General features: G+C 48.0%; 12 protein-coding genes. 6 read left to right on the plus strand and 6 right to left on the minus strand.

From position 1 onward, the window contains the following. Window positions 1–63 precede the first annotated feature (63 nt). The 4 genes from CHL74_RS08405 to CHL74_RS08420 all read left to right on the plus strand — a co-directional run bounded on the left by CHL74_RS08405 (window position 64) and on the right by CHL74_RS08420 (window position 4992). Window positions 64–1416 carry an MATE family efflux transporter gene (locus tag CHL74_RS08405; RefSeq protein WP_094880719.1) on the plus strand — a complete coding sequence of 451 codons (1353 nt, stop codon included), beginning with the start codon at window positions 64–66 and terminating at the stop codon, window positions 1414–1416. Between the two features lie 631 nt (window positions 1417–2047). After that, entirely contained in the window at window positions 2048–2842 is a 795-nt protein-coding gene (locus CHL74_RS08410; protein ID WP_094880720.1) for a Nif3-like dinuclear metal center hexameric protein, read from the plus strand. Between the two features lie 30 nt (window positions 2843–2872). Then, the gene (locus tag CHL74_RS08415) at window positions 2873–3727 is read left to right on the plus strand and encodes a zinc ribbon domain-containing protein (protein ID WP_094880721.1); all 855 of its coding nucleotides are present in this window, start codon (window positions 2873–2875) and stop codon (window positions 3725–3727) included. Between the two features lie 128 nt (window positions 3728–3855). Beyond that, window positions 3856–4992: a hypothetical protein gene (locus CHL74_RS08420; RefSeq protein WP_094880722.1), complete on the plus strand. Its 1137-nt coding sequence runs from the start codon at window positions 3856–3858 to the stop codon at window positions 4990–4992. A 20-nt stretch (window positions 4993–5012) separates the two neighbouring features. Here CHL74_RS08420 and CHL74_RS08425 read toward each other — a convergent pair whose 3' ends face one another. Further along, window positions 5013–6125, minus strand: a complete 1113-nt coding sequence (locus CHL74_RS08425; protein WP_094880723.1) for a 5-methyltetrahydropteroyltriglutamate--homocysteine S-methyltransferase — start codon at window positions 6123–6125, stop codon at window positions 5013–5015. Window positions 6126–6330: 205 nt separating this feature from the next. Between CHL74_RS08425 and CHL74_RS08430 the strand changes: the two genes are divergently transcribed. Beyond that, the gene (locus CHL74_RS08430) at window positions 6331–6831 is read left to right on the plus strand and encodes an Lrp/AsnC family transcriptional regulator (RefSeq protein ID WP_094880724.1); all 501 of its coding nucleotides are present in this window, start codon (window positions 6331–6333) and stop codon (window positions 6829–6831) included. Window positions 6832–6892: 61 nt separating this feature from the next. Here the strand turns inward: CHL74_RS08430 and CHL74_RS08435 are convergent, their stop codons facing one another. The 5 genes from CHL74_RS08435 to CHL74_RS08455 all read right to left on the minus strand — a co-directional run bounded on the left by CHL74_RS08435 (window position 6893) and on the right by CHL74_RS08455 (window position 10759). Further along, entirely contained in the window at window positions 6893–8191 is a 1299-nt protein-coding gene (locus CHL74_RS08435; protein WP_094880725.1) for an alpha/beta hydrolase, read from the minus strand. Beyond that, a complete protein-coding gene (locus tag CHL74_RS08440) occupies window positions 8188–8718 on the minus strand; it encodes a TIGR00730 family Rossman fold protein (protein ID WP_094880726.1) in 531 nt (176 codons plus the stop codon). The genes CHL74_RS08435 and CHL74_RS08440 overlap by 4 nt, the downstream gene beginning before the upstream one ends. A gap of 61 nt (window positions 8719–8779) precedes the next feature. Next, window positions 8780–9622 (minus strand): DnaJ domain-containing protein, encoded by an 843-nt coding sequence (locus CHL74_RS08445; RefSeq protein WP_094880727.1) that lies wholly within the window; start codon window positions 9620–9622, stop codon window positions 8780–8782. Window positions 9623–9687: 65 nt separating this feature from the next. Continuing rightward, window positions 9688–10266: a sugar O-acetyltransferase gene (locus CHL74_RS08450; protein ID WP_094880728.1), complete on the minus strand. Its 579-nt coding sequence runs from the start codon at window positions 10264–10266 to the stop codon at window positions 9688–9690. A gap of 37 nt (window positions 10267–10303) precedes the next feature. Beyond that, window positions 10304–10759: a type I restriction enzyme HsdR N-terminal domain-containing protein gene (locus CHL74_RS08455; RefSeq protein ID WP_094880729.1), complete on the minus strand. Its 456-nt coding sequence runs from the start codon at window positions 10757–10759 to the stop codon at window positions 10304–10306. A gap of 102 nt (window positions 10760–10861) precedes the next feature. On the opposite strand from CHL74_RS08455, the gene holA reads away from it, so the two are divergent. After that, the gene (gene holA / locus CHL74_RS08460) at window positions 10862–11893 is read left to right on the plus strand and encodes a DNA polymerase III subunit delta (RefSeq protein WP_094880730.1); all 1032 of its coding nucleotides are present in this window, start codon (window positions 10862–10864) and stop codon (window positions 11891–11893) included. Window positions 11894–12106: the final 213 nt, after the last annotated feature.

Here is a 12106-nt window from a genome sequence, read left to right on the forward strand (position 1 = left end):
ATTTTTTGTGGTGTTTCCTTATTATTGTGGTACCTTTGCATAATATATTTGCAAACATAATAAATGTCAGAGAAACTAACTAAGGACTCCATTGATCTCAGTACGCTGAGCATCCCGCGTCTTTTCGGACGCTATTTTCTCCCTACATTGTTCGGTATGCTCAGCATATCGGCGATGACAGCCATTGACGGCATCTTCGTAGGTCATGCTGTGGGAGCGGACGGCATTGCTGCCATAAACATCTGTGTGCCCATTCTTATGGTGGTGACAGGACTGGCTCTGATGATGGGAGCCGGCTGTTCCGTAGTGGCATCCATCCATATGGCGCAGCACAAACTCAAGGCAGCCCGCATCAATGTCACTCAGGCTTGGATATTCGCCACAATCGTGATCTTGGCGATGATAATTCCGGTGATGCTGTTCCCGTCGGCAATAGGACGTATGCTCGGTTCGTCAGATGCTTTGCTGCCTTTGGTGCGCGAGTATATGCTTGGCTTTATGCCCGGCGAGTTGTTCGGCGTGTGGGCGGCTTTGCTGTTGTTTGTCATCCGCCTTGACGGTAGCCCGCGTCTTGCCATGTGGTGCAACGTGGTGTCGGCTGTAGCCAATATCTTCCTCGACTGGTTTATGATAGTATATATGGGGTGGGGGCTTTGGGGAGCTGCCGTTGCCTCGGCGTTGAGTATGACCATTGGCGGCATCATAGCCATGTGGTATATGCTTTTCGCGGCACGTCAGCTGCGACCCATCCGACTGAAATGGAGCCGTCGCTCCCTGCTCTATTCCGTCCGAAACATCGGCTATCAATGCACCATCGGACTGTCTGCCCTTATGGGAGAATGTACGATGGCGGTGCTTGCCCTCATCGGCAACTACATATTCGGTTCTTATCTGGGCGATCCTGGCATCGGCGCATTCGGAATAGCCTGCTATTACACTCCCTTTGTGTATATGATAGGCAATGCGGTGGCACAGTCTGCACAACCGATCATCAGTTTCAATTATGGTACTGGTGACGGTCGTCGAGTCAGTTCCACATTGCGTGTGGCTCTGCTGGCTGCTGTCGTATGTGGAGCGTCGGCGAGTGCAGCGTTCATGCTCCTTCCTGAACAGCTTGTAGAGTTGTTCATAGACCGTAGTGAGGCAGCCTTCCCTCTTGCCGTCAAAGGTTTCCCGCTGATGGCTCTGGCGTTTGTGTTTTTCATTGTCAACCTCACGCTTATAGGTTATTTCCAGAGCATAGAGCGCGTGCGTTCGGCTATGGTGTTCGCCCTGCTGCGCGGCCTCTTCTTCCTCGTACCCTGCTTCATCTTCCTTCCGATGGTGTTCGGCGAAACCGGCATTTGGCTGGCGTTGGGCATGTCAGAGATGCTGACAACGCTTTGCATAATCGCTTATATGGTACGTTTACGATAAACGGCAATGTGCTCTCATCATCTTATTCTTCTTACATTGCCGCCGGCAAAACTATTTCCCTTTTGTTTTAGCTGATGACAATATTTGCATTCCTGATGCTCAATACTATGAGCTGAGCGCACAACAAAATCTTTGGTGCGAAATTCTTGAGTTTTGAGCGTTTGAGGACAACGTGCTAATACACAGCGCGTTATGCGGTTTTCTGGAGAAATGTTATGAAATCAGACTCGCAATAGAGCCGTTTTTTGCTGCAATAGCGCCACTTTTACACTACAATAGTGCCACTTTTATCATGCAATAGCGCCACTTTTACAATCTAATAGTGGCACTATTGGACTGTAAAAGTGGCGCTATCGTTAAGCGTGTGTGCTGTTTTCACAGCAAAACACCCTAAAAACGGCAAATCAGAACTCTAGAATCAATTATTGTTTTGTAACAGCTTTTTACTCTTTGTACAATATTTGCATGGAGGACATGAAGACGTGTTTTTTGACAATAAGACATTAAGAATGTGTTTTTGCTTACAAAATCCTCGTTAAAATATTCTAATAAAGCGTGTGCATCCTTCCGTTTCTGCATAAAAAGCAGTAACTTTGCAGCATATTACATATAGTATCTATATACTTAAAGGCTGAAAAGCGTGAAAATAAAGGAAGTTATTGAAGCCCTTGAACGTTTCGCGCCTCTGCCCTTGCAGGAAAGCTGGGATAATGCTGGCCTGCAAGTCGGACTGACAGAGGCGGAAGTATCAGGGGCATTATTGTGTCTGGACGTTACGTGTCAGATTGTGGATGAGGCCATAAAGAAGGGATGCAACCTTATCGTATCGCACCATCCGTTGATTTTCCGTAAGCTTGCGCGTCTTACTGGTGAAGACTATGTGCAGCAGGCAGTTATGAAGGCTCTTCTTAACAACATCGTAATCCTTTCGATGCATACCAATATGGACAATGCCCGTGGCGGTGTGAACTATAAGATGGCGGAGAAGATGGGGCTGCGTAACGTGCGCTTCATGTCGCCCAAGCAGGTGGACGGCGTGGAATGTGGCTCGGGAGTGATGGGAGAGTTTGAGGAGCCTGTGGCTGCTGACGACTTCATCATCATGCTCAAGAAGACATTCGGCGTGGAGTGTGTGCAGGCTAACCAGCTCTTGCGCCGTCCTATACGTACGGTGGCAATGTGCGGAGGTTCGGGCTCGTTCCTCCTGGACGAGGCTGTGGCTGCGGGCGCCGATGCGTTCCTTACAGGCGAGATGCATTATCACGAGTTTTTCGGACGTGAACAGCAGATACAGATAGCTGTCATCGGTCATTATCAGAGCGAGCAGTATACGAGCGAGATATTCCGCGACATCATCGAGCGCGAATGTCCTGGTGTGGGATGCTTCATAGCCGAGACATGCACCAATCCTATAATGTACTTTTAAATAATAAAAAGAATAACAACATACATCACTATGGCAAAAAAGGAAACAGAAAATTTGGTAGAGGAAAAGCTGAAGAACCTTTACCAGCTTCAGACCACTCTCTCTGCTATTGACGAGAAGCGTGCGCTGCGTGGCGAACTCCCTCTTGAGGTGCAGGACCTTGAGGACGAGATTGCCGGACTGAAGACTCGTGTGGAGCATATCGAGAACGATATCAACGAGTTTGAGCAGGCTGTGGCACAGAAGCAGGGCGAGATACAGGATGCGCAGGAAAGCGTGGAGCGCTACAAGAGACAGCTCGATGAGGTGCGCAACAACCGCGAGTACGACACTCTTACAAAGGAGATTGAGTTCCAGAGCCTTGAGATTGAGCTTTGCAACAAGAAAATCAAGGAGGCAAATGCTAAGGTAGAGGACAAGAAGCGTGAAATGGCTCACACACAGGAGCTTATCGCTGACCGTCAGAGCGCTCTCAGCGAGAAGAAGAACGAGCTGGACGAGATCATGCAGGAGACTCGTGAAGAGGAGGAGAAGCTGAAGGCTAAGGCCACTGAGCTGGAGGCCACCATCGAGCCGCGTCTGCTCTCAAGCTTCATGCGTATCCGCAAGAATGCCCGTAACGGTCTCGGCATCGTGTACGTACAGCGTGATGCCTGCGGCGGTTGCTTCAACAAAATTCCGCCTCAGCGCCAGATTGACATCAAGATGCACAAGAAGGTGATCGTGTGCGAGTATTGCGGTCGCATCATGATTGATCCTGAATTGGCTGACGTGAAGATTGAAACTCCGGAGGCTACTGAGGACAAGCCGAAGCGTAAGCGTGCCACAACACGCAAGACTGCTGCTTCTAAGAAGTCTGAAGAGTCAGAAACAAAGCTTAGCTAAAAAGCATACGACAAAACTCATGGTGTGAGTTTTGTTGCTGGAAAGTAAGAGGGTTGAAAGCTGACTTTCAACTCTCTTTTTTCTTTACTACTAACTTGACAACCAATAACTTTTACTTTCGTTATATTATGACTACGCCTGATACCTCAAAGAACGTAACATGGGACGAGCTTCTTGAGAGCATCTCCACCGGTGCTGCCCATCCCGACGAAACCAACTGGAAGATTTTCCGTTACCTACAGCACAACTATAAAACTATGGGATCCGTTATGGCTCGCACTCTGCTTGCCGCATACATGAAGCTGCATGTGAAGCGCATGTCGCTTATCGACTCGTGTATGCTCGGTATGGCGGTAAATGTAAGCGAGACTTACAGCGACTTCAAGCTGCCGAAGTTTCTTGAGGCGTGGGGGTATGACCGCTTCTTGCGTCCGCAGGATTTGCGGAGGCAGACAGGGAAGGACGGTAGGCAATACCTGTCGCTAAAAGAACGCGTGGAGCGTGCCCTTCAGTCGCATATGCTGCATCATCCGGAGGAGAACAAAGAAGCGTGTGACGCCATTGTGAGTATGTACGCTGCCAAGGTGATAGAGAAGGAGACCAATGGCAGGAAGCGTCGTTACGTGAAGCTTGTGGCAAGGAACGGATCGGAGGTCTTGGCTGACAGCCATCAGTTTCCGTGTCGTCCGTGGGAGATATGCGGACGTATGTTTGATGTGTTGAGAAGAGTTTCAAAGCAAGGCAATGAGCGTGCTGCCGATATCGTGCTGTCGCAGAAGCGTGTGGACGAGGTGTTTTCGGTGGAAGTGGGGTATGTGGACTTTGTGGATGAGAATCACGGACACATTCACGTGTATGATTCGCAGTCGCGCCATTTCGTTGCGCTTAAGTCGGTTCACTCCGCTCTTAACATAACAGCAGGCAGCTACGTACGCTTTTGTCCGATAATAGCCAACGGCGACCATTTTAAGTGGGCTGCCATCTTAGGGTTGATGGACAAATACGAGGGGCGTAATGCTTTCGGTGTGTACGAGGCAAAGGTGGAATATGCTAATCCGAAGGAAAAATACATACGCTATTCTCTTGAGTCGGCTATAAAATACACGCCTGAAGGAAATATCATAAAAGGCGGATTTGCCTCTACCGCCGCATTGCCGGATGATGTTAGAAACGGAATAGTGATAGACAGCCACGTGCGCCTTATCCTCTTCCTTAAACGTGGTAAGGACGGGATAAAGCACAACTACGTGGCTGAAGTGTTCTGAGAAAACTGCGTGGACTTTTCTTATCCCCACACTTCCTCTGTGATTTCTCTTACAAGACTGAGCTTTGCCCATTGTTCTTCTTCGGTGAGTTTGTTGCCAATCTCGCATGAGGCGAATCCGCATTGTGGGCTGAGGCTGAGTCGTTCCAGAGGAATGTACTTCTCTGCCTCGCGTATGCGGGCTATAATGGTGGACTTGTCTTCCAGTATGGGCGACTTTGTGGTGATGAGTCCAAGTACTACACGTTTATTGTCTGATACATATTTCAGCGGTTCGAAAGAGCCGGAACGCTCGTCGTCGTATTCCAGGTAGTAGGTGTTGACGTTTTCCTTGGCGAAGAGGTAAGGTGCGACAGGGTCGTAGGCTCCCTTTGTGGCGTAGCAGGAATGATAGTTGCCGCGACATACATGAGTGTTAATGGTGAGGCCTTCGGGCTTGTCCTCAATGGCAAGGTTGTTTACTGTGAGATATTGCAGAGCCTCGTGCTCAAGAGTGAAGCCTTTGCCTGCCATCGACTTCCAGAAGTCGTCGTCAACGATCATGCCCCATGTGCAGTCGTCGAGCTGTACGGTGTTGCATCCGGCGGCGTGAATCTCGCGGAAGAAAGTGCGGTAAGCTTCTGCGATGTCATGGATTAGTTCTTCGTTATTGGGATAGAACTCACGTGTGTTCTTCGAGTTATCGCCACGGAAAAGCTCGGCGAGGAACTGTGCTGGGGCTGGGATGGTCAGCTTAGCCTCGACACCTTCCTCCTCAAACTGTTTCACAAACAGAAAATCCTTAATGAACGGATGGCCGGATCCTGTTATCTTACCGGTAAGCTTCAGCGAACCTTTAGTGGTCTCCTCGCCATGAAACTGATAGCCATGATCAAGCTCGATGTGTTCCACACCGCCGAATCCCCACATAAAGTCGAGGTGCCAGTAGCTACGGCGAAACTCTCCGTCCGTGATGTAATGAAGGCCATGGGCCTTCTGCTTCTTTATAACGTCCTCTATAAGGCGGTCTTCAACTGCTCGGAGCTGTTCTGCTGAGATTTCGTTGTTGGCGAACTTGGCTCTTGCTTCCTTCAACTCTGCCGGGCGCAGATAACTGCCCACAGCATCAAAATGCTTGTTTACTGAATTGCTCATAATCTTTTTGTTATTTATTTGTTCTTTTTGTTTCGTTTCTGATTTCTGAGCGCAAAGTTATGAAGAAGAACTATTACAGCCAAAAATTCTTTGTAATTCAGAAATATTTCCTAACTTTGCATTGTATATATAGCTTTTTGCGGAATATTATTCTGCAAAACGGATACAACTTAGTAAATAATTAAACAATAAACAACCAAGCATAATGGCAAATCAAGAAACGCTTGACGAGATAGACATCAAGATTCTGAAATTGTTGCAGCAGAACTCGCACATGACGGTAAAGGAACTTGCTGCACGTGTGCATCTGTCACCGTCGCCAACCTTCGAGCGTCAGAAACGTCTGGAGCGCGAGGGCTATATAAAAAGATATTCGGCTGTGGTGGATCATCACAAGATGGGGCATAGCGTGATAGTGTTGTGTAACATCAGGCTGAAGCAGCACACGAACGAACTAATTCAGCAGTTTATGGATACTGTGCAGACCATTGACCAAATAACCGAGTGCTATAACACCACGGGCGACTACGACTTCCTGATAAAGGTTTATGCCCATGACATGAAGGACTATCAGGACTTTATGCTTAACACGCTTGGTAATATAGACTGTATAGGCAGTCTGCACAGTATCATTGTGATAGGCGAGATAAAGGACTCGCATTATATCCCTGTGAGCAGATGTTTGATAAATAGAAACGAAAAATGAGAGCTATGATGGCCTTAATAAATAATGTAAGGCGTTCATAACTCTCATTTTTCAAGCTCTTTTATAGTTCGGAGTTTATCCATCCAGTTATGGTCTGAAGCACCTCCGGGGCTATGGTCTCCTCTATCTGCTGATACTCAACGACATTGCCTGTCGTGCAATGCTGGAAGAGATGATTGACACCGTCCACCTTCTTTATGGTGTGCTTGCAATTTGTAAGCCCCCTCTCGAGTTGTATGGTGTTGGCTGTGCAGTCCACCTGTGTGTCTTTTGTGCCGTTAAGTGCCAGTACAGGACATTTAATCTTAGACAACAGTTCGCTTACGTCTATGTTAAGGAAGTGGCGTATGTACGGTGTGTCTGCTTGTTGCAATGATTTTATGGTGATAGGTTTGAGAGCTTCGGGCATACCATCGATGTTTATTTCGCTTGCCTTCTTGCCACTTGCAATCTCGTCGAGTGCTTTACTGATGCTATTGCAGTATGTGTCAACCGTTTCCTTTGGCAGACCTATGGCAGACATGGCTTGACGGTTCTGCATAACGAGCGTCTCCTTACCGGATATAGCCATTCCTGCAAGCGACACGATGAAGTCGGCTTTGCCTTCAGCAGCAAGTATCAAGGCTATGGTTCCACCCTCGCTATGACCGAGAACGCCAACCTTGCTGAAGCGTTTGCGCAACAACGGTAGGGCGGCAGCGGCATCTTCGCAGAAGTCTTCTACAGTGAAATTCATGAACTTGACGCTTCTTGCATCGCCCCATCCGCGGTCGTCATAACGCAAGGATGCGATGCCTTGACGAGCCAAAGCGTCGGCTATTACGGCAAATGGCTTGTGCTCGAACATTTCCTCATCACGGTTCTGCTGTCCGCTACCTGTTACCATCAGCACCACGGGAGTTTCCTTCGTGTAGTTCTCTGGTAAGGTGAGTGTGCCGTTGAATGTATAGCCTGCGTTGGTGAAACTTACGCTTTCTTCCTTGTAGGGGAATGGTGGTACGGGAGTCTGCGGACGCTTTACTGTGATTTTACCAGGTTTTAAGGTAAGCGGTAGAGGAAAACCGTTCTGAGTGAAGGTTCCCTTTATCTCGCCGTTTGCCATCTTTCCTTCGAACGTAGCCCCAATCATTCCGACCTTTACCTTTATCGTACCGTCGTCTGTAACGGTCTTCTCAGCGGGAATGCCCTTTGCGTTTTGTGACGGAGAGTCCATGGTGCATCCATTGGTGGTGAAATTAAAGACTAATGGCAGCTTGGTGCCCATAACGTCAAGTTCGCCGTTCCATGCGCCTTCCTGAGCGTTGGCCGTGAATGCCAACATGGCGAGGACGAGGGAAGTCAATTTTCTTAATGGTTTCATATCAAAAAGTTTTTCAGTTCTTCGAAATCGTTAGCCACTTCTATCATGTTGTGCCAGTCGCCGCGAATCATTCCCTTTTTGTCGAGATCGTCCATGAGCGCAATGAGGGCGTTCCAGAATCCCTTCATGTTATAGAGAATAACCTTCTTTGAGTGGTAACCGATGCACTTTGATGCTGCCACGCAGAATATCTCGTCCAGCGAACCCACGCCACCAGGCAATGCCACTACTACGTCACATTGGTCGATCAGCAGGTTCTTGCGGTCGGAGAGGTTGTCTGTGGGGATATGCACGTCGAGATAATCAGACATGCGTCCGCCTTTCTCGACGAGCGACGGCACTACGCCGATGACGCGTCCGCCACCCTCATGCACAGCCTTTGCCACGCAGTTCATCAGTCCTTGGTTGGTTCCTCCGAATATAAGGTCGTGATGGTTTTCAGCCATCCATTTGCCAAGTTCTTCTGTCAGGCGGAAATATTCGGGGTCGATATGCTCATTTGCAGAGCAGAATACGGTAATCTTCATCTTATTAATGTTATATGAAAATCTGCTAAATAAAACTCTCAGTTCTTAACTTTTCTTTCGCTTACAGTCCTCTTGCCTTGTAGATGGTCTCCTTTGCAGCGCTTATCTCTTGGAATTTCTTTTCCGCAGCCTTGCGCACGTCCTCTCCGAGCGTAGCCACACGGTCAGGATGATGCTTGAGAGCCATTTTGCGATATGCAGCCTTTACTTCGTCGTCCGTGGCGTCGGGAGTTATGCCGAGCACTTTATATGCGGCGTCAATGTTGGTGCTGCCCGTTGAGAGGTTGAGCATAGAGGCGAGGTCTTCTGGTGAAATACCAAGGCTGGCAGCTACGAACTGCAAGGCGTCAATCTCGCTTTGAGGCACACTACCGTCGGCTTGGGCAATCATCACAAGGAAATTGGTGAGCTGCAGTCGTTGCGAATATTCCATGTGCTGCGCTATTTCGGCGCAAGCCTCACGTATGGTGTTCTTGAAAGCCATAGTGCCCATCTGCTTTTGGCGATCGAACAGGCGCATAAGAATCTGCTCGCCTTGGCTGACAGCAGCCTCGCCGAAGTTGCGACGGAGGAATGAGCGTACAAACTCCATTTCGGAATGCATCACCTTTCCGTCTGCCTTGATGATGTATGAGGCAAGTACAAGCAAAGAGAAGAGGAACGAGTTGCGCTGTCCCTCGTATTGCTGTTGAGCGGAATAGCCGTTATTCTGATGATTGTTGCCATATCCGTTATGTTCGTCCCAGTTGTTGCGGTAAGTGCCATCGGCATTAAAGGCGGAGTCGCCACTTAAACCTTCTGCTCCTTTATCGAAAAGCCAGCCTAAAGCGTAGCCGGCAAGTGCTCCAAGCGGTCCGCCAGACATAAATCCGAAGAATCCGCCAATCCATTTTCCTACTCCCATAATCTTATGTTTCTTTCTGATTTTTTTCTTTCTGATATTGTTTAGTATTGATAATCCTGTTGGCTCTACTTAAGCATCTTCTTCACCACAGCCGGATTGCCTGCCGCCATGCAGTCTGACGGAATGTCACGTACGACTACGCTACCCGCGGCTATTATGCATCTGTCGCCTATGGTGACGCCGGGGCAGACAGTTACGCCTCCGCCCAACCAGCAGTTGTCGCCTATCTTAATAGGATAACAGGTCTCCACGGGCTGCATGCGCTCTTCGTAGTCGATAGGGTGCTGAGGTGTGAAGAACTGGCAGCGCGGGCCTATCTTGCAATGAGCGCCAATCTTTATCTCTCCTCCGTCGAGCATGATGCAGTCATAATTGATGAACGTATGCTCGCCAATGACAACTCCGTGTCCGTGGTCGCAATGGAATGGAGGAACTATTGCCGAAGTCTTGGGCAATCCGGGAATCAGCTCCTCTATGATCTTTCTGTATTCCGGTGAGTTGAAAGTCATTGTGGACAGTTTGGCGCATATTTGGTTGGCACGGATGATGCTTCCCATCAGTTCAGGGGCTTCAAAGCAATAAAGCTGTTGGCTGCGCATTTTCTTGTATTCAGCAGAATCATGCAATTTTTCTTGTTCTGTCATACTTGCTTTAAGATTTTGTCGTTATTATTTGTTATTATCAAGGGGGTATCTCGTCGTAGTCAGGGATTTCCCTCAGAAACTCATACTTGTGATTCTCATAATCCATGCGGCAGCAATAATGCTGCAGTCCGTTGCTCACCACAAGATAGTCGACGTGCAGCAGGAGGTTGTAAGCAGCTATCTGGTCGAACACCTTCTGCGTTATCTCTATATGTGGAGCTTTGTATTCGATAATCATCCGAGGCTGCATCTGACGGTCGTACAGCACGCTGTCAGCCCTCAGTTTCTTGTTGCCTATGCTGAGGCTTATCTCGTTAGCCATAAGAGCCGTTGGGTAGCCTTTGTGACCCGTCAGGAAATGGACGAAATGCTGGCGCACCCATTCTTCTGGTGTAAGGGCTATGTAGCGTCGTCGCAGTATGTCGTATATCCGTGGGTGTTCCTGGGTGCCCGACAACTTTATTTCGAAAGTCGGTAGGTTTAATCGAATCATTTTATTATTTTTGCATACAAAATTAATGAAAATATGTGATAATTGCGAGTTTCGACATTGTCGTTTGCGCATTTTCACATTATATAATATGTATACTTGATTATGGCAGAAAAAAAATCAACTATGACGTTCGAATCCGTCATGCGTGACCTCAAGGCAGGAAGATATGCTCCTGTGTATATTCTTATGGGAGAGGAAGCGTACTATATTGACCAGATAGCCGACTTCATAGCCGAAAATGTTCTACAACCCGAAGACCGCGACTTCAATCAGGACGTAGTTTTCGGCTCTGATGTCACGGATCGACAGGTGGTGAACATGGCTAAGGGTTATCCCGTATTGCCGGCTCAACATCGTGTGGTTATTGTGAAGGAAGCGCAGAATATGCGCTCGATGGATGCTTTGGAGCGCTATTTCGAGCGTCCGCTGACCTCAACCATCCTTGTGATATGTTATAAGAACGGCAACATTGACCGCCGCAAGAAGGTGGTGGGCAAGGCAGAGGCGATAGGAGTGGTGTTTGAGAGCAAGAAAAAGAGAGACTATGAGCTGCCAGCGTTTGTGGAAAGCTATCTTAAGAGTCGCAATACAGCCATCGACCCGAAGTCTGCCTCAATGATAGCGGAGCATATCGGTTCGGATTTGTCCAGGCTGATATCTGAGTTGGACAAGGTGATGATTTCGTTGCCGGATGACAACCGCAGGATTACGCCGGAAATAGTGGAAAGCCAGATAGGGGTGAGCAAGGACTTCAACGTGTTTGAGTTGAGGAATGCCATCGTGGGACGCGACGTTTATAAGGCTAATCAGATAGTAAAATATTTTGACAAGAATCCGAAAGCAGGTTCATTGTTCTCGTGCTTGCCTCTTCTCTATTCGTATTTCCAGAACCTCTTGCTGGCGTTCTATTCGCCTGATCGTACCAATGAGAAGGCGCTGGCTGTGTTCCTTGATCTCAAATCCGTGTGGGGTGTGAAGGACTATTTGACCGGTATGCGAAACTACACGGCGATGAAAGCTCTGCAGATTCTGGCTAAAATAAGAGAGACAGACGCCAAAAGTAAGGGTATAGACAACCCAAACACGTCTCAAGACGACCTGATGCGCGAGCTTCTCTTCTTCATTTTCCACTAAAACGGGCTTCTGACACCCCTTTTTTTATCTAGATTGTCTCTTCAAGAGAAACCTTATTTTTCGACCTAATTCTCTAAACAAACGAGAGTTAGGTCTTTTTTTACCCCTTTATACGTGACGAAAAACGCGTTTTCAAATCTCTGGTCGTGAATTTTTTAGTATTGCAATTTTGGGTAAAAAACGGCTCTTCTGAATATGCATTTAATAAATAGT

The organism is Prevotella sp. 885, assembly GCF_002265625.1.
Taxonomy (GTDB): domain Bacteria; phylum Bacteroidota; class Bacteroidia; order Bacteroidales; family Bacteroidaceae; genus Prevotella.